This window comes from Jeotgalicoccus coquinae, assembly GCF_014207425.1.
Lineage (GTDB): Bacteria > Bacillota > Bacilli > Staphylococcales > Salinicoccaceae > Jeotgalicoccus > Jeotgalicoccus coquinae.
Map to the genome: position 1 here is coordinate 160,190 of NZ_JACHFF010000001.1, position 20,875 is coordinate 181,064.

Sequence of the window (20,875 nt, forward strand, 5' to 3'; positions counted from 1 at the left end):
GAAATTGATATACATAAAATATTAATATAATTGGTTTTAATTACTTTTATCATATACACGAGGTGAATCATGGACATTCGTCAATTACGCTACTTTATAGCCATTGCTGAAGAGAAACAGGTATCCGCTGCAGCAAAGAAGCTGTTTATGTCACAGCCGCCGTTAAGCCAGCAGCTGAAAAACATGGAAGAGTCGCTTGGGGAAAAATTGTTTGAGAGAAGCGGGAAGTTTTTGGAACTGACAGAAGCGGGTAAAACATTATATAAATACGCTATTCAAATTACACAGATGATGGAAGAAGCAAAAAGTGAAGTCGCAGACGTCGGTGCCGGTATGGACGGCAGATTATCAGTCGGCATTAATACTTTTTCGTTATCCAATCTGAATGAAGTGTTTCATGACTTCAGAAGAAGATTTCCGAAAATTAAATATAAAATTCAGCAGAACGAATCATCGCTGCTGTGCTACTTATTAAAAGAACGCGAAATAGAATTGGCAATCGTCAGACTGCCGCTCGAGATTAATGACTTTACACTGCAGCATTTATACAGCGAACCGTTTTACGTCGTGACTACAAAAGAGAAAAAATTGTTTGATGGTGATGCAACACTGAAAGAAATTGGGGAATATCCGCTTGTACTGCCTAGTATTGAAGGACTTGGGGTATATTATTCTATACACGAAGCATTTTCAAAAGCGAAAATACAGCCGGATGTCATTGCTGAGTTCTCCGATTTGAAGCTGATGATGGAACTCGTATCGACTGATTTTGGTATATCCATTGTGCCGGAATCACTGCTTCATCTGTACAGCGAGTATCCGGTAAATGTTCATAAAATCGCAGAATCAGAAAGTCTGACAGGGGACGTGGGTTTAATCTGGCTGAAAGACCACAGGCTGTCAAAAGCGGCACAGAACTTTGCTGACATGCTGACAGCAGCTGTAAGAGAGAAACCCGGAAATGAAGAATTTTAAAAAAGAGGAGAGGACGCATGAAGAAAGTAATTACAGAAGCAGTAAAACTGTTTAAGAGAAAAGATGTCGAGAAAGATAAAGCATATAATAATAATGTAGACCAGGAAAAAGTGAAGAGAAATATTGAAGCAGCAGAAGAGAGACTGGCAGACCCCGGTCTCACGATGTGCCAGCGCCAGGAATATCAAAAAGCGCTGGATGGTCTGAAAAAATATAAAAAAGATTAATCAAACAGAGAGAAGGATATAGACGTGCTGAATGCCTTTAACAGCAAGATACAGGAGCTGATGCCGATACTCACACCGCTGTGTGTGGTGCTTGGCGTAATATTTCATAATATCGGCGGACATCTGTTATTTTTAGTGCCGATTCTATTTGCGTTTATGACATTTACAGGCAGTTTAGGAATGAGATTCACCGATGTAAAAGTATTTAAAAAACATCCCGGCGCTATTTTATTTGTTATTTTATTTTTACATATTTTAATGCCGGTATGGGCGTATTTTTTATCATCCTTTATTTTTGACGATCACCTGCTCGTCATCGGATTTGTGATTTCAGTTGCAGTGCCGACGGGGGTCACGAGCATTATCTGGATTAGCATATGCAGGGGGAACTTTCCGCTCGGGCTGTCAATTATCTTAATCGATACGCTGCTTGCGCCGTTTATACTACCGGTCATTCTGGATGCACTTGCCGGCGAAGCGATAAAGCTTGATACCGCATCAATTATCCTGGATCTAATCTGGATGATCGTCCTGCCGTCGATTTTAGGCCTGGTAATCAGTGAATTAAGAAAAGGCCGGGTGAAAGAGATGAGCCAGATGCTCGCACCGTTCTCAAAACTGAGTCTGTTCGGTATTGTTGCCATTAACAGCAGTGCTGTTGCGCCGTTTTTAACAGATATTACTTTTGAACTGATCGGGGTCATTCTGTTCGTCTTTATACTTGCCGGATCCGGTTACGGTCTCGCTTTAATACTCGGACATTTACTTTTTAGAAATACACAGACTGTCACTTCACTCGTCTTTTTAGGCGGTATGAGAAATATTGCCATCGGTACAGTTATTGCTGTAACTTACTTCCCGCCAAAAGTTGCCATGCCTGTCGTATTTGGAATGCTGTTCCAGCAAGTGCTCGCATCGCTCTATGCTAAAGTAGTTAATAAATATCAGGCGAAGTATGAAGTGTAATTAAAAAAATATAATCAGAGTATTTTGGACCAGCTATTGAGCTGGTCTTTTTTTTATTTTAGTTTGACTATGTAAATATTTTTATATAAGATTGAATCACATTTCACAATTTTCAAATAATTAAAAGGAGATGATTAAATGATTACTTTAATTAAAAATGCGGATGTCTACGCACCAAAAAGTTTAGGTAAGCAATCGATTTTATTATTGAATGATAAGATTTCAAAAATTGGAGATTTAAATGAAGTTGTACTGGAACAGCTTGGTGTGGAATATAAAGTAGTTGATGCAAAAGGAGCTGCAGTTACCCCAGGATTTATAGATCCGCATGTTCACCTGCTTGGGGGTGGGGGTGAAGGTGGCTTTGCAACCCGCACACCTGAAATACAGTTGAGTGATTTACTTACATCTGGAATCACTTCAGTAGCAGGATTAATTGGTACAGATGGAACGACTAGACATTTAACCTCCTTACTCGCTAAAGCAAGAGGATTAGAAATTGAAGGTGTATCTACATATATTTACACAGGTAATTATGATGTGCCGACACCAACTTTTACTAATAACGTAAAAGATGATGCGATCCTGATTGATAAAGTTATTGGTACAGCTGAAATTGCGATCTCTGATTCGAGATCTGGACAGCCCAACGTTCATGAACTTGCAAAAATAGTTGGACAAACAAGAGTTGGCGGAATGCTGAGTGGTAAAGCTGGGATTACTCACTTCCATACAGGACCAGGGAAAGCTTATTTGTCTATTTTACATCAATTGCTGGATGAATATGAACTGCCTGCAACAAATCTTCATGTGACTCATATTACAAGAAGCAAAGAACTTTTTGACGATGCAATTAAACTGGCCTCACGAGGTTCATTTGTAGATATTACGGCAGATAATAAAACTTATAAATGGATATCCTATTACAAAGAAAATAGCGGGGACCTATCTAAGCTGACATTGTCATCTGATGGGAATGGCAGTTTGCCCCGTTTCGATGAAAAAGGTGAGCTGCTTGGTCTTGGTGTTGCAAGTACTAAAACTTTGTATGACCAGGTGATTGAGACTATTAAGAAGGGAGATTTAACTATAGAGGAAGTGTTGTGTCTAGCTACATCAAATACTGCAACTGCTCTAAAATTAGAAAACAAAGGAACGATTGAAGTAGGAAAAGATGCTGATTTATTAGTGATATCTAAAGAAAACTATGAAATACAGCATGTATTTTCTAAAGGTAAACATATGATTGAGGAGGGCGAACTATTAGTTAAAGGTACATTCGAATAACAAAGGAGATTACATATTATGAAAAGAAGACCAAATTTATTTGAAGCATTCTCACCAATTATTGTAATGCTGTTGTTATTAGCAATTGGTTTTGGAGTATTTGGATTAAATCCTGAGCCATTACTGATATTATCCTCAGTTTATGCAGGGTTTATTGCTCTTCGTCTCGGATTTTCGTGGTCGGATATGATGGAAGGGATTCAGGAGAAAGTAAGTCTGGCAATGCCGGCAATACTAATTTTAATATCTATAGGAATTTTAATTGGAACCTGGATGATAGCCGGTACTATTCCAATGTTAATCTATTATGGTCTAGAACTGATTAATCCTACATTCATTGTTTTGATAGCTTTCGTAGTATCTGCAATTATATCAATAGTGACAGGTACATCATGGGGGTCAGTTGGTACTGTTGGTGTAGCATTAATGGGAATTGCTACAGGACTCGAAGCTAACCTTCCTGCGACAGCTGGTGCAATAGTAGCAGGTGCATATTTTGGAGATAAACTATCGCCGCTGTCAGATACTACAAACCTAGCACCTATAGCTGCTGGCAGTGAGTTGTATGAGCATATTAAGCATATGATGTGGACAACCGTTCCGGCTGCTATTGTATCGATGATAATATATTTAATTGCAGGAATCAGTGTATCGAATAATGAAGTAACGGCACCGGAGACGATGAATACGATGCTGACAACTTTAAGCACAATGTTTAACTGGAATTTATTATTACTGTTGCCTCCAGTGATTATATTGTTTGGAGCTATTAAAAAGTATCCCACCTTACCAGTTATAATTTTCTCATCAATAATAGCGGCAATTCTAGGCATATTTATACAAGGCTTCACTTTAAAAGATGCGTTTGCCTCTGCAGTTACAGGTTTTGATGTCAGTATGGTTAATAAAGCTGGATTTGAAGCTGCTTCTGTCATACCTGAAGTATTGGACTTAGTGCATCAGGGCGGGATGCAGTCAATGACAAGTGTTATACTGATTGCTTTCTCTGCATTTGCTTTTGCAGGAATAATGACAAAATCAGGGGCATTGGAAGTCATTATAGAATACTTGCTTAAATTCGTTAAACGGACAGGAGATTTAATTTTAACAACAGTATTATCGTGTTTAACGATGGCGTTAGTAACAGGCAACTCGTATCTTTCTATCATCGTACCTGGAGAAATGTTCAAAGATACTTATAAAATGAAAAATCTTGCTGCGAAAAATTTATCAAGAACGCTGGAAGATTCGGGAACAGTCGTTGTTCCTTTAATCCCTTGGTCATCTGCAGGAGTATTTATGGCAGGGACGCTCGGAATCCCAACCTTGAGCTACGCACCATGGGCAGTACTTTGTTATGTTGGATTTATCTTTGCGATTATACTTGGGTATACGGGGATTGGTATCGCAAAAGATCTAAAGGAAGAAAATACTGAAAAAATTTAAACTTAGAAATAAAAATGGCATCTTCAATTTTATATTGGGGATGCCTTAGTAATTTTACAGGAGGGAATATTATGGAACTCGTAAAATATAACCCGCAGTACGACAATCTCATCAACGATTATTATTTACCGGAAGATCAGCTTTACTACAGTGCCATGCCTAGCGAAGCGGTGGAGATTTCCAAAAACAATAGCGACAGGTACACCATTCTCGGCCTGGATGACAACGAACTGACCACGTTTTTTATCCTCCATGAAAATGATGCGGTGCAGCCTTATTCCAATAAGCCGAATGATATTTTACTGCGTTCATTTTCTGCAAACCATAAACATCAGGGAAAAGGCTACGCGAGAAAAACGCTCGAACTGCTGCCTCAATTTATGCAAGAGCATATCCCGCATATCGACGGTATTGTTCTTGGAGTTAACGTCAAAAACACTGCAGCCCAGGGCTTATATAAAAAGTGCGGTTATGTCGACGAAGGAAACCGTGTTATGGGCAGCAAGGGCGAGATGATTGTGATGAAATATTATCTGTAAAACGGTTACATACTTGTAATTATTGTTATACTGAGGAAGATTAAAAAGTTTTACATAAAGGGGAATGGAGTATGTCACATATTAAACTGCTGACAACAGGCGGAACGATTGCCAGCAAGCGCGATCCCGAGACAGGGCTGCAGCAAACGGGTCTAATCAGCGGCGAAGAACTCGCAGAAAAACTTAATTTGCACGAGAATATTAATATCAGTGTGGAAGAGATTATTAAAGTCTCAAGCAGTGCAATTACTTTCGAGAATCTGATAACGATAAAAGACGCAGTGCTGAATGCATTTGAGGATGATGATGTGGACGGTATTGTTATTACACACGGCACAGATACGCTGGAAGAGACATCTTACTTCTTAAGCCAGGTTATTCCAGCAGGGAAGGCTGTTGTCGTTACAGGTTCACAGCGTGGACCAGAGTTAATCGGTACAGATGCATATGCAAACCTCCAGGATTCGATTACATTGGCTGCAGATGCCGATGCTGCTAAAATCGGAGTCAGCGTATTATTTAACTCAAAAATATTCATGCCGAGATTCGTGAAAAAAATAAGTGCGATGAACGTCGACGGTTTTGGCGGCGGAGGCACCGGTTATTTAGGCCTGGTGGACGGACACGACGTGAAAATCTATCAGCATCCGGCTCACAGCAATACATATAATGTAGAAGGGCAATTGCCGGAAGTCGATATTATTAAATGTGCATTAGGTACGGATGCGAAATTTATCGACTGTGCCATCGATCATAAAGTTGCAGGACTTGTCATTGAAACGATGGGGCGGGGGCATGCGAATGATCTCGTGGCTGCCGGCGTGAAAAGAGCAGTTGATGCAGGTATTAAAGTTGTAATTACGAGCGCATCCGATGAAGGTGACGTTAAGGTTGCGTATGACTTTTCTGGCGGCATTTCAAAATTCGAAAAAGACGGTGCTGTAAACGGCGGCTCGTACGACAGCAAAAAAGCGAGATTGAAACTCGCAGTAATGATGGCTGCAGGAGAAGAAGTCACTGCAGAAGATTTTAAATACTAATAAATAAAACCACCGCAGCAAATGGGGATTTGCTGCGGTGGTTTTGTGAGATTATATATCTGGATTTAATATTGTCAGGCGCCTTAAATTAATGACATTGACATAAAGTTGGGTGCTTTTAGAGAAAAAAATTATTCAGCATCATCGTCTTCTGTACCTTCACCTGCTGCAGTAATCTTATAAATCATACCGCCATCAGTGGCCGCAATAAGCGCGCCATCTTCAGTGACAAGAATATCACGGAAACGTTCGCCTTCTTCAGTTAATAGACGTTCTTCTCCGACGATGATGTCATCTTCAATAACGACACGTACAATATAGTTTGGCGCTAAGCCTCCGATGAACAGGTTGTTTTCCCATTCAGGAATTGCATCGTTATCATAGAATGACATGCCGCTTGGTGCACTTGTTGGATCCCAATAATATCTTGGTTCAACAAAGCCCTGTGCATCGTGTTCTGAAATACCATCATTGATTAATTCCCCGGTATATTCGATGCCATAAGACACAATTGGCCATCCATAGTTAGAACCTGGTTCAATAATATTCAGTTCATCCCCGGCTTGCGGACCGAATTCAACAATCCATAAGTCTCCGGTTTCAGGATGGAAGTCCACACCTTGAATATTACGGTGACCGTAGCTGTAAATACCATCCAGTGCGTCTTCATCTTCGATAAATGGATTCGTATCTACTGCTTCCCCGTCTTGCGTAATGTGAATTACTTTACCCAGGTAAGCATCTAAGTCTTGCGCACGTTCGCGAATTGGATCATCTGAACGCTCCCCAGTTGTTAAGAACAGGTTGCCATCATCATCAAACATAATACGTCCGCCGTAGTGTAAGGTACCATCATACGCCGGTTCTGCCTGGAAGATGACTTCAAAATCTTCAAGCGAAGTCTCATCTTCTGACAGCACACCTTTACCGACAGCAGTTAAGGTACCCTCATCAACATCTTGAGCAAATGTCATAAATACTAATCTTGATTCGTCAAAATCAGGTGCAATAGCTACATCGAGTAAACCACCCTGATCTTCGTTATTTACTTCCGGAGTCCCTTCGATTGGATCTGAAACAGAACCATCTTCAAGATTTACAATAAGAAGTTCTGCTTCATCTCTTTGAGTCACAAGTATGCGGTTTGTATCAAACACTTCCATACCCCAAGACACTCCAAGACCCTCAGCAACAACTTTCACATCCAATTCCGCTTCAGTCTCTACTGCAGGTGCTCTTGTTTGCTCTGGGAATGCCGGCTCAAACTCAGTCACTTTTGGCTCAGTTTCAGCACTTTCTTCAGATGCAGCTTCCGAGTCATCAGTTGATTCTTCTGTTGCAGCCTCCGATTCATCAGTAGATTCTTCGCCTGAAGTATCACCTTTGCCGCATGCTGCCAAAGCCAATACGAAAATCAACATTGTAAAGAACATTAATCTTGACCACGAAACTTTCGGCATCGTTTTTCTTCTCCTTCCTAAAATATTAAACTCCTCTTAAACTAATTTTATCACAATTTTCTGAAAATTAAATAATTCTGCTCTGGACTTGGATTTGCACTGAGTTTGATAAACTCAGTAAATAGGTATAGATGCGAAATTTATCGACTGTGCAGTTGAGCATAAAGTAGCAGGGCTTGTTATTGAAACGATAAGGCGCGGACATGCGAATAATCTCGTTGCTTCTGGTGTAAAAAGAGCTGTCAATGCAGGCATTAAAGTGGTTATTACGAGCGCATCCGACGACGGTGATGTGAAAGTCGCCTACGACTTTTCGGGCGGAATTTCGCAATTTGAAAAAGACGGGGCAGTAAACGGCGGCTCGTACGACAGCAAAAAATTTTAAATACTGATAGATAAAGAAACCGCAGCAAATGAGGATTTGCCGCGGTATTTTTGTGTTTATATATCTGTACTGGACGTTACACAGCTGCCACCCGATCCGTATTTATTCGGTTCTTTATTACCGGGCAGAACGAACAGAATTAAACTGTAAATGGAAATGATTGTTCCAAAAATGAGAAATAATATACTAATGACTAAGACGATGCCGACCGTAGTATCACCGTCAGTCCCATGCCAGGCAAAGATTCCGATAAAACCGGCAATTAACCCGTATGGTGCGGCGACGGCGCTGATTGGAAACAGGACGGCGAACAGCATCGTCCGGTTTGTATCATGCAGCCTTCTTGCTGTAACTGTAAAAGAAGGCACCATCGTCAGCAGTCCTACATATCTCGCAAGCGGTACTTGAATGACTGCGCTAAAGTAAAAAACAAAAAGAAAGATAAAAATATGAGTCAGAAAAGGTACCCAGAAATCAGAACGGGTCGACCTTCCGCTGAAATCGAAAGTACGTTTCCAGAAATCTATATAACTTCTAAATATCATGTGAAATTCCCCCTGGAATTAGACTGGTGTAAATATTCATGTGTACTTTTACTAAATTATACAATATATGAGGCGGATGGGTAACGAAACATGAGGACGTGTTATTTCTCGTTGAGACGAATAAAGTTAATTGTCTCAACGAGAGTTGTTTGTTGGGAAGGAAACTGTGAATCATCTCATTGTGGTTTGTTCATTGGGACAAATGTTGATAATTGTCCCGTCGTCGCTCGTTCATTGGGGTGGAAAATGTTAATTGTCTCAATGAACGGATACTTCATGCGGCCGCGAGTTAATTATATAAATCGAATGTGCTATTTATCAAAATCCAGAATATATTGTGCGACTTCTTCACCAATTTCTTCGATCAGATAGTGACCGCAGTTTTTAAGTTCATAGCCTGTCACATTATTAATCGACTGCTTCCATATTTCTTCAACCGGCAGTCCTGAAAGATTTCCATTTTCAGCCCAGAGCAGCAGTGTATCTATATTTAATTTATCTGCTGATTCAATTTTCTCCTGATATTCAGGCAAATCAAATTTATACGACGCTCTGTAATCACTCAATGCTGCTTTTACTGCTCCCGGCTTTTTCCAGCGTGAGAGATACTCATCCCACGAATCATCTGAACTTAATAGTTCGAATAAACCATCACCGCGGCTGAGCAGGAATTTTAAATATTCTTCTTCCTTGCCGGAGATTAACGTTTCCGGTAAATCAGGCACCACCTGAAATACCCAGTGCCAATATTTTTTCGCAGCTTCTTGTGCAGATAAAGAATACACATATTCCATCGGCATAATTTCAATTAAAGCGAGGCGGTTAATCAATTCCGGGTTATCATAGGCCAGTCTGCGTGCAACACGTGCGCCGCGGTCATGGCCGACAACATAAGCATCCGTGACATTTTGTGCAGCGAGAATTTCAGCGATGTCCTGAGCCATAATTTTATTTGTATAGTTTTCAATACCATCTGGTTTGTCAGAATCTCCGTAACCCCTTAGATCGACTGCGATAATTTTATGATGCTGTTTGAGAAGAGGAATTACATTACGCCAAGTAATCCAGCTTTGCGGAAAACCGTGAAGCAGCAGGCAGACCGGACCGTCATCGATTCCGCCTGTAACGTAATGCAGTTTTGTATTATCTATAGTTATGTAATGACTTTTCATGATTATCAATCTCCTTCTTTATGTGTCTATACCCATAAATACACAGTTTTGATAAACGACAATGAGACGTAGACTGTTTTTTGTCTCATTGTGACTTGCTCATTGGGAAGATAATTGTGTATCTTCTCATTGTGACTTGTTCATTGAGTCAAATATTGATAATCGTCCCATCGTGATCCGTTCATCGGGAAGAAAGCCGTTCATTGTCTCAATGAGCGGAATCTTCATACAGCCGCAACGCAGCATTCAGCCGCATGAGCGCCGACAAGCACAAAAATCATGCGCGAATCTCCTCGCATCAAGCCATTTATCATTCCATAAAAATCTCTAAATGATACAATAGCGTTAACATTATTTTAGGAGGCACACACATGGAATCGATTACGTTAATGGAAGCTTATGCGATTGAAACTTTAAGAGGAAATGGCATCAACAACGATAAAATTATTGAAAATATTAAAGCCAACGATCTTGAGGAATTCAAGGCTGTTAAAGAAAATATGGACTTTGATGCCTTAGTGGAACTAAGCAAAAATGCTGATTTTGAGGCAATTGTGAACGACGGCTACAAAGTGAAGTTTCTGACTTTCAACGGTCTGAAAAACTTAATTAAAATGAAATTCGGCAAGTTTGCCGATGAAGATTACCAGGTGGACGATTTCGTCATTTCAGGTCTTGAGCTCGATAAAAACCAGCAGCAGGATTTAGAGAACATGCTTTCAGCGAACTGGACACTGTCTGGTGAAGCTGGCGGTGTAACTGTCAAACCGACAAAGTAAGTCTTACGAGGAGGTTATTTTTAATGAAAGCTATATATCATAAAGGTGTACAGAGTCTTGAAGGTATTCAGTTTGGTGAAGTTGAACAGGATAAAATAAGCGATGACGAGGTTATCGTTAAATTAAAAACTGCAGGGTTAAATCACAGGGATTTATTTATCCCGAACAGACATAATGAAAACGATCCGCCGATTGTACTCGGTTCCGACGGTGCAGGGGTTGTTGACCAGATTGGCGCTGACGTCACAAACGTTAAAGTCGGCGACGAAGTCATTATTAATCCGTCACTCGGCTGGGAGAAAAACAGTGCGGTGCCGCCTGAAGGTTTTGAAATTACAGGGTTCCCGTTTAACGGAACGTTTGCTGAGTACATTACGATACCTGCAGAAAATGCTGTACCGAAGCCTAAACATTTAAACTGGGAAGAAGCGGGCGTACTCGCATTATCCGCCATGACTGCTTACCGTGCATTGTTTACGAGAGGACAGCTTAAAGCCGGACAGACAGTGCTGATTCCAGGTGCAACAGGCGGTGCCGGTACATATCTGATGCAGTTTGCCAAGGCTGCAGGAGCGACTGTTTATGTCACTTCACGTTCTAAAGAGAAACGTCAGCAGGCATTGAAGCTCGGTGCCGATAAGGCGATTGATTCTGAACTTGACTGGAACGAGCAGCTTGACGGTGAAAAAGTCGATTTAGTGATTGAAAGTGTCGGCGCGGCCACATTCAAAAAATCTGTTGATCAGCTGAAACGCGGCGGAACTTTAGTCGCTTTCGGTGCATCAGCAGGGGATACTGTGGACTTTGATCTGCGCAAGTTTTTCTACGGCCAATTTAATTTACTCGGTTCGACGATGGCGAGTGCGGAAGAGCTTCACGAGATGCTTGATTTCATTGAAAAACACAGCATTAAACCGGTGATGGACAAGTCGTATAAACTCGAAGATTTTGAAGAAGCTTTCGAGCGTCTGGATAATGCCGGTATGATGGGTAAAATTGCATTTACTATATAATGGTTGAATTATTTGAAAATTCTGCTTGCAAATTGTAAAAAGATAATTTATGCTTGATTTGTGACAAAAATATGAACAGGGGGTAAGGCGTTATGAAATTATTACAGCAAACTCAAAACATTTCAATTTCACAACCAAATATCCGTACCTCTCTAATTTCTTACCTATAAATTATTCGGAATAAGATATATTTGAAAATAGAGAGGCATGTCCTCTCTATTTTTATGCCATTTTTAAGCGTGCACATTAATAGTGCGCGCTTTTTTGTGCTTTTGGAGAGGAAAAGGGACATCACAGCGAAATAATTCAAAGGGGAACTTTGGGAAAAAGGTGAATTATGTTAGATTACATCAGGAAAATCAGCTGGTATATTCTCTCGAACAAAAAGCGTTATGCATTAATTGTTTTATTTTTACTGATTGCGAACGTACTCGATATTATTCCGCCGCAGCTGATCGGCCGGACTATCGATTTAATTAATAACGGTGAACTGACAAAAGAAATAACGCGTAATATTTTAATAATCTTTGCAGCGGTTATCGTCTTAGCATACATCGTCACTTACTGGTGGGCTTATCTGCTCTTTGAAGGTGCAATTAAAATCGAATCTATTATCAGAAGCCGTTTAATGCGGAAGTTTCTGCTGTTGTCACCGAGCTTTTACGAAAAGAGCAAGACCGGTGATTTAATGGCAAAAGCAACGAATGATTTAAAGACGGTCAATATGGCTACGGGTTTTGGAATTATTACGCTCCTTGATTCGACAACGTTTTTACTGACAATCATACTCGTTATGGGCTTTACAATCAGTTGGCAGCTGACTTTCTTTGCCCTCTTGCCGCTGCCTTTGCTTGCAATTATTGAACAGCGTCTCGGCAAGATGATTAACAAGCGTCATAAATCTTCCCAGGAAGCATTCGGTGTAATGAACGATGCGGTGCTCGAAGTAGTGGAAGGTGTCCGTTTAACACGTAGCTATGTACAGGAAGATGCAGAAAATAGACGATTCCACAGCTTAACTGAAAACTATTTAAATAAATTTATGAAAGTTGAAAAGCTCGATGCATTCTTCCAGCCGCTGACAATTATCGTCGTGTCATCAAGTATTGCGATATCATTCGGTTACGGTTCAGTGCTTGTGAATAACGGCCTGATTACCGTCGGAGAACTTATTACATTTAACGTGTACTTGAACATGCTGATCTGGCCGATGTTTGCACTCGGTATGCTGTTCAATATTATGGAACGCGGCAACGCTTCTTATGACCGTATTCAGAATGTCCTGGATGAAGCTGACGTATTAAACACGAGCGGTGAAATGAGTGTGAAAGAAACGAACTTCAATTTTAATGAAGTGACATTTAAATATCCGACAGGAAACCGTAACAGTCTTCGGAATATAACGCTTGAGCTTAACAAAGGTGAAACGCTCGGTATTGTCGGCAAAACCGGCAGCGGCAAGTCGACTTTTATCAAGCAGCTGTTAAAAATATATCCGGAAGGTACCGGAGAATTAATTATCGACGGTGTGAATATTTCAAGTCTTGACCGTAAGAAACTGCGTGAGAAACTCGGCTACGTTTCCCAGGAAAACATTCTGTTTTCAAGAACTGTCAGAGAAAATATTATGTTCGGCAAACCGGATGCGACTGAAGAGGAGATGATGGAAGCTGTCCGCTTAAGTGCTTTTGATGAAGATCTGAAACGCATGCCGGAAGGTCTCGATACGCTCGTCGGAGAAAAAGGGATGTCGTTAAGCGGCGGCCAGAAACAGCGGATTTCAATTGCGCGCAGTCTGATCAGACAGCCCGACATTTTAATTCTGGACGATGCATTAAGCGCCGTCGATGCACGGACCGAACAGCGCATCATTAACCACATTAAAAATAACCGTCAGGGCAAAACGACGATTATTATTACACACCGTTTATCAGCAGTCCATCATGCCGATAAAATTATCGTGCTGGAAAACGGCAGTATTGTTGAATCAGGCACACACAAACAGCTGTCTGACGGCGAAGGATGGTATTCAGAACAAAACGATTATTTCATTACAGGGGGTGAGTCGTAATGAGGGAAATGGTGAAACTGCTGTCTTATATTAAACAGTACAAAGGAATGTTCACAGGCGGCATATTTTTAATGATTTGCATGGTGGGCTTTGAACTCGCCGGTCCGCTGATTGCCGCGACAATCATCGATAATCATATTAAGCTCGGCGAAGGAAAGATTTTAATACGTCCGATTTTATATCTGGTTGGACTATTTTTAACGATAAAATTAATGCATGCGGTTACGAGCTATTATGCCCAGATTGTACTGGTTTCAGCTGGAACGAGAGCCATCCAGCAGATGCGGCTCGATGTATTCAAACACGTTCAGCAACTGCCGATCAGATACTTTGATAATCTGCCGGCAGGTAAAGTAGTTGCGAGAATTACCAATGATACCGAATCAATACTGCAGCTGTTTGCATCGGTCATTCCGATGTTTATGGTGAGTATATTAACGATATTCAGTATTACGGCAATCGTTTTTTACATTCACGTCTGGACAGGCATAGTGATGCTCCTGTTCATTCCGGTAATTATTATCTGGGGTGTACTGTACAAAAAATACTCCAATGAAAATAACCATATTAAACGAGAAAGAAACAGCGATATGAACGCAATGATTAACGAGTCGATTAACGGCATGCCGATTATTCAGGTGTTCAACCGTGAAGCGCAAATTAAGAACGAGTTCGAAAAAATTAACGATGAATATTACGACAGTGCAAGCGGTCTTGTGAAACTGGAAAGTCTGACTGGAGAGAATCTGGCAGACTCAATCCGCTCACTTGTGTTTGCGATTCTGGTGTATATATTTGCGAGTGCATTTTTAGGCGATACCGGTGCACTGACTGTCGGACTGATGTATCTGCTTGTTGATTACATTACGAGATTCTTTAACCCGCTGTTTAACATTATCAGCCAGCTCAGCATATTTGAGCAGGCGAGGGTTGCAGCAAATAAAGTATTCGAAATGCTCGATGCGGAACCTGAAAAAGAAGAAGGACATGCACTCGATACTTTTAACGGCAACATTTCATTCCGCAACGTGAACTTTTCATATGACGGTAAAAGAGATGTGTTGAAGAATATTAATATCGAAGCGGCACAGGGCGAAACGATTGCCCTGGTCGGCCATACCGGTTCAGGTAAAAGCTCGATTATTAATCTGTTAATGCGGTTTTACGATCCGGATCACGGAGCGATTTACTTCGATGAATCAGATACGAAACAAATTGATAAACAGAGTTTAAGGCAGTTTATGTCGATTGTGCTTCAGGATCCATTCATATACAGCGGCACACTGCTTTACAACGTGCGGCTGAACAATGAGGATATTACAGAAGAGGAAGTATTAAAAGCATTGGAAGACGTCGGGGCAGGACCGCTTATGGCGCGTCTGTCTGACGGCATTCATTCCGAACTTGCGGAGCGGGGCGCGACGCTGTCCCTGGGTGAAAGGCAGCTCATATCTTTCGCCCGTGCCCTTGCATTTAATCCGAAAGTGCTGGTACTCGACGAAGCGACGAGCAATATCGATTCCGAGACAGAACAGCTGATCCAGTACGCGATGAATGTCGTGTCGAAAGACCGTACGACGTTTATAATTGCACACCGGCTGTCGACGATTCAGCACGCAGACCAGATTATTCTGCTTGAAAACGGTGAAATTAAAGAGCAGGGCAATCACGCTGAATTATTAGCATTAGGCCGGGATTACAGCAGAATGTATGAAATGCAGATGGGATGAGAATAATGACAGCAGAACAATACTGGGAAAAATTTATAAATGAACATCCGGAATACGAAGGGAAAAGCTATACAGCCTGGCCGTTCGGTGCAGATCCGGATGTGCTTGCAGAGCTTGTTGTCAGCGGTAAAAAAACTTTAACGTGCAGCAGCTTAAAAGAATATGAAATGGAGAACGAAAGCCTGCCTGAAGCTGGTGATATCAGTATTGTGCTTGGTGCAGACGATACGCCGAAATGCATTATTGAGAACACAAAAGTGTATACGATAGTCTTCAGGGATGCCGACGAAGAAATCGCTTATAAAGAAGGCGAGGGCAACCGGTCTTTATCGTATTGGAGACAGGCGCACATCGATTTCTTTGAGTGGCTGTATCCGGAAATGGGACTCGAATTTAAGGAGGATGAAAAAATCGTCGTTGAAGAGTTTAAATTAATCTACGTGCAGAGGTATAGCTAAAAGTTATAACGGACCATGAATTTAAACGGTAATGCTATTACGGCGTACCCGTGCTATTATAAATTCATATAAACAAATGAAGGAGTGGTCAGTTATGTCAGTCACAGCAGTTAAAACAGCACCGTTTAAATTTGATAACGTCGGGAGTTTTTTACGACCGGCTAAATTAAAAGCAGCACGCGAGGATTTTAAAAATGGCAGCATTTCACAGGATGAGCTTACTTCAGTTGAAAACGAAACGATAAAAGAATTGGTCCAAAAACAGAAGGATATCGGATTAAAAGCAATTACCGATGGGGAGTTCCGCCGTTCATGGTGGCATCTCGATTTCTTCTGGGGTCTTAACGGGGTTGAAAAATCTGATGTTGAGAATGGCTACAACTTCGTTGCGATTGAAACGAGAGCTGAGACTGCACGTCTGACAGGCAAAATAAGCGGAGAGAATCATCCGTTTATCGACCATTTTAAATATGTAAATCAATTTGCCGACGACGATATTATTGCACGCCAGACAATTCCGGCACCGGCACAGTTTTTAAGAGAATTGACGCGCCCGGAAAATAAAAAATCGACGGAAGCAATTTATCCGGATGAAACAGAACTGCTTGCGGATATTGCAGCGGCGTACCGCACATTCATTCAGGAACTGCATGAAGCAGGCTGTACAAATCTGCAGCTGGATGACTGTACTTGGGGCATGATCGTCGACGAGAATTTCTGGAAGAACAGAACCGATGACCTGACGATTGAGTCGCTGAGCGAACAGTACGTCGAGCTGAATAACAGCGCGATTGAAGGGAAACCTGAAGGACTGACGATAACGACGCATGTCTGCCGCGGAAACTACCGTTCAACGTGGGCATCATCAGGTGCATACGATAAAGTATCCGATGAGTTATTCGGCAAGGAAAACGTTGCAGGCTATTATCTGGAATTCGATACAGAACGTGCCGGCGGTTTTGAATCACTGGCGAAGGTGAGCGGTGACAAGAAAGTCGTTCTTGGGTTGGTTTCATCGAAAGTACCTGAGCTTGAAGATAAAGAAGAGATTATTTCTCGCATTGAAGAAGCGGCAAAATACATTGATAAAGACAGATTGTGTTTAAGTCCGCAGTGCGGATTTGCTTCAACCGAAGAAGGGAATAATCTGACTGAGGCGGAGCAGTGGGCGAAACTTCAGCTGGTGAAAGATATTTCCGAAGAAGTTTGGGGAGTTTAAATAGAAAAGACGCTGTATGGGAATTGGATTCCGTACAGCGTCTTTTTTGTGTTTAATTTATTTTTTCAGAAAATCGACTTCGATTTCATTTTTACGGACTTCACGTTTGAATAAGTACTCGCCGTTTCTAACTGAAGCGAGCACTTCAGCACGTTCTCGCACTGCTTCGTACGCGTCGTGTGCATCCAGCACGATAAAGTTGGCAGAGTTGCCTTCTTTAATGCCGTAGTCTTCAATATTTAATACGTTCGCACCGTTCGTCGTAATCAGATCGAGTGCTTTGTTAATTTCATCGATATGCGTGTAGTGCGCAAGATGAATACCGTTATCGAGAATGTTCATCATGTTGCCGTTGCCGAGCGGGTACCAGTAATCTGCAATTGAATCCTGCGCGAATGCAACATTGCTGCCATTCTCAAGCAGTTCTTTTACGCGAGTCAGACCGCGTCGTTTCGGATAAGCATCTCCCCGTCCTTGTAAGTGTGCATTTTCTGTCGGACATGAAATAAAGTTGATTTTCGACTCTTTGAATAAGCCCATCATCTTGTTGGCATAGCTTGCTTCAACCGCACCGAAGCTTGTCGTGTGACTTGCAGTTGTTTTCGTGCCGTAATTTTTTTCCATAACGAGCGCGTTCAGCACTTCCAGGAAGCGGCTGTTCGGGTCATCGTTTTCGTCACAGTGAATATCAATCATCACATCGAACTCCAGCGCAAGATCAACAATCTGTTTTAATGACTCCACACCGTGTTCGTATGAAATTTCGAAATGAGGAATTCCTCCGACAACATCAGCACCCATTTCGAGCGCTTTTCTTACGAGTTCAGGACCTCCTTTATAACGGAAGAACCCTTCCTGCGGGAAAGCCACTAATTGTAATGTGACGATATCTTTTAACTCTTCACGTAATTTCAGGAGCGCTTTCATTCCCGTTAAGTTCGGATCAGTTACGTCTACATGCGTACGAATATACTGCACGCCGTGACTCACTTCTTTTTGAATGCCTTTTATAGCGGATTTGCGAACTTTATCTTCTGTTAAATCTTTCTTGTTATCGCTCCAGCGCTGAATCCCTTCGAATAAAGTACCCGACACGTTTGCGTTGCCTTCGCCGAGACCTGAGAAAATATAATCGAGGTGCAGATGCGGATCGACGTAAGGCGGCAGAACCAGCTTGCCTTCCAGGTCGATGACTTCATCAGCATCGCCGAGATTGGTGCCGACAGCTTTAAATTTATAATCCTCAACTAAAATTTCAGTTGAATCCGAATCACCATAAATCGTTGCGTTGATAAACTTCTTCATGTGTAAAACTCCTTGCTAAAATAATGATGTGATACAACTCTGATTATAGCAAAAATGGCGGGAATTAGATGGTTTGACGGTGCGGAAGAGTGGAATTTGCAGGAGTTTGCGGGTTGGGATGAGACGGATGGGAGCTGGAGATGCGAACTGTCTCATAATTGGTCTTAAAATGGGACGGATGGGAGCTGGAGATGCGAACTGTCTCATAATTAGTCTTAAAATGGGACGGATTGGTGCTGGAGATGCGAACTGTCTCATAATTGGTCTTGAAATGAGACGGATTGGTGCTGGAGATGCGAACTGTCTCATAATTGGTCTTAAAATGGGACGGATGGGTGCTGGAGATGCGAACTGTCTCATAATTGGTCTCCAAATGAGACGGATGGGTGCTGGAGATGCGAACTGTCTCATTTTACGAGCTATGAAGTAATTCTTTTGTGAGATAGCTCGTTATCGCATTGTTTTCGTGTTAGTGGGGCGAAATATGTACTAATTAATATGTTTTGCGACACATTTCGCATTAGTCGAAAGTATTTTTCACGGATTAATGTGTTTATCGTCTAAATTCGCATTAGTACACTCCCTTTCCCCCAACTAATGAACCCGCGCCGCATCTGCGTCCCCCATCCCACAGCATAAAAAAGCGGAACCCTCTTCAACAGGGATTCCGCTTACGTTATTAGTTTTTAATTTAGTATTTAAGCTCGTTTGTTTCCTTTAAGCATTCCAAAGATGAATGATACTACAAGGATTAAAATAATCGCACCGACGAGTGTACCAATGACGCTCATTCCGCCAAGTGTAGGTCCAATATCTAACCCAAGTGCGTTACCGATAGATGCACCAATGATACCTGCTAAGATATTACCAATAATCCCAAATGGGATGTCTTTACTCACTATAAGACCTGCTAGCCAGCCTAAAATACCGCCTACAATAATTGTCCATAACCAACCCATTCTTATTACCTCCTAAAAAATATAAATGCGATGTTCTACTTGGATATATTGCCTGTTTTAAGAGGTGGTAAACATATGTGACGAAATTTTATACGATTTTTCTTGCAGTTTTTAAAATAAAGAACAGAAGCAGAGAGAGCACACCGCTCGCTGCGCTGATCCAGTAGATTGAGCTGTAGTCGGCATATTGTGCGACGAGCCCAAATGTTATGGCACCCAGTCCGACACCTAAATCAAATGCTGAAAAGTATGTCGCGTTAGCCATACCGCGTTTTCTCGGCGGCGTGGTATTTATCGCTGAAGCCTGCAGTGCGGGCTGGACTGACCCAAATCCGAGTCCGTATAAAATTGCACCGGCGAATAAATAACCCGGGCTGTTAAGCATCGCAATCAATGCCAATCCTGCAATAATTAACAGAATTCCCGGTATAAAGACGATTGTCAGTCCGCGGCGGTCGTAGATGCGCCCTGCGAAGAAGCGCGTCGTGACGAGTGCGAGTGCGTACAGCACAAAGTAAAGCTGAATATAATGGGGCGCGAAGCCCTGCTGAAATGTGTACGCAGGCAGAAATGTTGCGATGCCCCCGAATGTAAATGTAATGAAGAATAACAGTGCTGAAGCAGGCAGCGCTCTTTTTTCAATGAAGTCAAAGCGCTCCCCAGTATCCGCATCTTCCTGAATTTCAAGGTCCGTCAGCGGTTCCGGTTTAACGTAGCGCACGTTTAAAGCAAGAATCAGTGCAATCAATGTGAGTGATCCGCAGATGATAAACAGCGTGGAGAACTCGATATGATTCACTAAAAAAAGCCCGAGTGCCGGACCGATAGCAAGTGCGAGGTTACCGCTCAATCCGAAAAATCCGAGGCCTTCTCCCCGGCGGTCTTTCGGAACTAAATCTGAAGCGATGGTGCCGGAAGCTGTATTCGACAGTCCCCAGCCGACTCCCTGCACAATACGGACAACAACGAGAATCAGTATTGTCGTACTGATTGCGAGCGAATAGAGCGACAGAACGAGAATGACGAGACCGCCTAAAAATACCGGTGCGCGTCCTGTCGTATCGAGAAGCTTTCCGCCGAACGGCCGGATTAACAGTGCCGAGAAAGTAAATATCCCGACGATAATGCCGACCCACGTTTCATTCGAACCGATTTCCTGCACATATAAAGGCAGTGTCGGCAGCGTCATTTGAAACGATGTAAATATAAAAAAGTTCGCGATAACGATAATGATAAAATCTCTCGTCCATATTCTGGACTTCCCCTTAGACATAGATCACCCTTCTTAATAAGTAAGAT

21 protein-coding genes are annotated in these 20,875 nt (G+C 41.9%); 15 read left to right on the forward strand and 6 right to left on the reverse strand.

Features of this window, described 5'->3' with window-relative positions:
- Positions 1-69 precede the first annotated feature (69 nt).
- The 7 genes from HNR41_RS00825 to HNR41_RS00855 all read left to right on the forward strand — a co-directional run bounded on the left by HNR41_RS00825 (position 70) and on the right by HNR41_RS00855 (position 6,480).
- Positions 70-975, forward strand: coding sequence for a LysR family transcriptional regulator (locus tag HNR41_RS00825; protein ID WP_184280791.1), 906 nt, complete (start codon positions 70-72; stop codon positions 973-975).
- Between the two features lie 17 nt (positions 976-992).
- Positions 993-1,202, forward strand: coding sequence for a hypothetical protein (locus tag HNR41_RS00830; protein WP_184280793.1), 210 nt, complete (start codon positions 993-995; stop codon positions 1,200-1,202).
- Between the two features lie 24 nt (positions 1,203-1,226).
- Positions 1,227-2,168, forward strand: a complete 942-nt coding sequence (locus tag HNR41_RS00835) for a bile acid:sodium symporter family protein (protein WP_229714935.1) — start codon at positions 1,227-1,229, stop codon at positions 2,166-2,168.
- 138 nt (positions 2,169-2,306) lie between these two features.
- On the forward strand, positions 2,307-3,455 hold the full coding sequence (gene iadA, locus HNR41_RS00840; RefSeq protein WP_184280794.1) for a beta-aspartyl-peptidase: 1,149 nt from the start codon (positions 2,307-2,309) through the stop codon (positions 3,453-3,455).
- Between the two features lie 18 nt (positions 3,456-3,473).
- Positions 3,474-4,901 (forward strand): Na+/H+ antiporter NhaC, encoded by a 1,428-nt coding sequence (nhaC, locus tag HNR41_RS00845; protein ID WP_184280796.1) that lies wholly within the window; start codon positions 3,474-3,476, stop codon positions 4,899-4,901.
- Between the two features lie 71 nt (positions 4,902-4,972).
- Complete coding sequence (locus HNR41_RS00850; protein ID WP_184280798.1) at positions 4,973-5,440, forward strand: GNAT family N-acetyltransferase; 468 nt, start codon at positions 4,973-4,975, stop codon at positions 5,438-5,440.
- A 71-nt stretch (positions 5,441-5,511) separates the two neighbouring features.
- Positions 5,512-6,480 (forward strand): asparaginase, encoded by a 969-nt coding sequence (locus tag HNR41_RS00855; RefSeq protein WP_184280800.1) that lies wholly within the window; start codon positions 5,512-5,514, stop codon positions 6,478-6,480.
- 131 nt (positions 6,481-6,611) lie between these two features.
- On the opposite strand, the gene HNR41_RS00860 is transcribed toward HNR41_RS00855, so the two are convergent.
- On the reverse strand, positions 6,612-7,940 hold the full coding sequence (locus HNR41_RS00860; RefSeq protein ID WP_184280802.1) for a PQQ-dependent sugar dehydrogenase: 1,329 nt from the start codon (positions 7,938-7,940) through the stop codon (positions 6,612-6,614).
- A 127-nt stretch (positions 7,941-8,067) separates the two neighbouring features.
- On the opposite strand from HNR41_RS00860, the gene HNR41_RS11520 reads away from it, so the two are divergent.
- Complete coding sequence (locus tag HNR41_RS11520) at positions 8,068-8,325, forward strand: L-asparaginase family protein (protein ID WP_376698662.1); 258 nt, start codon at positions 8,068-8,070, stop codon at positions 8,323-8,325.
- Positions 8,326-8,381: 56 nt separating this feature from the next.
- Here the strand turns inward: HNR41_RS11520 and HNR41_RS00865 are convergent, their stop codons facing one another.
- Together HNR41_RS00865 and HNR41_RS00870 are read right to left on the reverse strand one after the other, a co-directional pair.
- A complete protein-coding gene (locus HNR41_RS00865) occupies positions 8,382-8,870 on the reverse strand; it encodes a DUF805 domain-containing protein (protein WP_184280804.1) in 489 nt (162 codons plus the stop codon).
- Between the two features lie 311 nt (positions 8,871-9,181).
- Positions 9,182-10,042, reverse strand: coding sequence for an alpha/beta fold hydrolase (locus HNR41_RS00870; RefSeq protein ID WP_184280806.1), 861 nt, complete (start codon positions 10,040-10,042; stop codon positions 9,182-9,184).
- Between the two features lie 371 nt (positions 10,043-10,413).
- On the opposite strand from HNR41_RS00870, the gene HNR41_RS00875 reads away from it, so the two are divergent.
- From HNR41_RS00875 to HNR41_RS00900, 6 genes are all read left to right on the forward strand, one after another.
- Positions 10,414-10,821 carry a hypothetical protein gene (locus HNR41_RS00875; protein WP_184280807.1) on the forward strand — a complete coding sequence of 136 codons (408 nt, stop codon included), beginning with the start codon at positions 10,414-10,416 and terminating at the stop codon, positions 10,819-10,821.
- Between the two features lie 23 nt (positions 10,822-10,844).
- Positions 10,845-11,834: a zinc-binding dehydrogenase gene (locus HNR41_RS00880; protein ID WP_184280809.1), complete on the forward strand. Its 990-nt coding sequence runs from the start codon at positions 10,845-10,847 to the stop codon at positions 11,832-11,834.
- A 337-nt stretch (positions 11,835-12,171) separates the two neighbouring features.
- Positions 12,172-13,905 (forward strand): ABC transporter ATP-binding protein, encoded by a 1,734-nt coding sequence (locus tag HNR41_RS00885; RefSeq protein WP_184280811.1) that lies wholly within the window; start codon positions 12,172-12,174, stop codon positions 13,903-13,905.
- Positions 13,905-15,635 (forward strand): ABC transporter ATP-binding protein, encoded by a 1,731-nt coding sequence (locus tag HNR41_RS00890; protein WP_184280813.1) that lies wholly within the window; start codon positions 13,905-13,907, stop codon positions 15,633-15,635. The genes HNR41_RS00885 and HNR41_RS00890 overlap by 1 nt, the downstream gene beginning before the upstream one ends.
- A 5-nt stretch (positions 15,636-15,640) precedes the next feature.
- Entirely contained in the window at positions 15,641-16,093 is a 453-nt protein-coding gene (locus HNR41_RS00895) for an ASCH domain-containing protein (protein ID WP_184280815.1), read from the forward strand.
- Between the two features lie 94 nt (positions 16,094-16,187).
- A complete protein-coding gene (locus tag HNR41_RS00900; protein ID WP_184280817.1) occupies positions 16,188-17,312 on the forward strand; it encodes a 5-methyltetrahydropteroyltriglutamate--homocysteine S-methyltransferase in 1,125 nt (374 codons plus the stop codon).
- A 57-nt stretch (positions 17,313-17,369) separates the two neighbouring features.
- Here HNR41_RS00900 and HNR41_RS00905 read toward each other — a convergent pair whose 3' ends face one another.
- Positions 17,370-18,617: an amidohydrolase family protein gene (locus HNR41_RS00905; RefSeq protein WP_184280819.1), complete on the reverse strand. Its 1,248-nt coding sequence runs from the start codon at positions 18,615-18,617 to the stop codon at positions 17,370-17,372.
- A 127-nt stretch (positions 18,618-18,744) separates the two neighbouring features.
- Here HNR41_RS00905 and HNR41_RS00910 point away from each other — a divergent pair, with 127 nt between their 5' ends.
- Entirely contained in the window at positions 18,745-19,047 is a 303-nt protein-coding gene (locus HNR41_RS00910; RefSeq protein ID WP_184280821.1) for a hypothetical protein, read from the forward strand.
- A gap of 268 nt (positions 19,048-19,315) precedes the next feature.
- On the opposite strand, the gene HNR41_RS00915 is transcribed toward HNR41_RS00910, so the two are convergent.
- On the reverse strand, positions 19,316-19,576 hold the full coding sequence (locus tag HNR41_RS00915) for a GlsB/YeaQ/YmgE family stress response membrane protein (RefSeq protein ID WP_184280823.1): 261 nt from the start codon (positions 19,574-19,576) through the stop codon (positions 19,316-19,318).
- A gap of 88 nt (positions 19,577-19,664) precedes the next feature.
- A complete protein-coding gene (locus HNR41_RS00920; protein ID WP_184280825.1) occupies positions 19,665-20,849 on the reverse strand; it encodes an MFS transporter in 1,185 nt (394 codons plus the stop codon).
- Positions 20,850-20,875 lie beyond the last annotated feature (26 nt).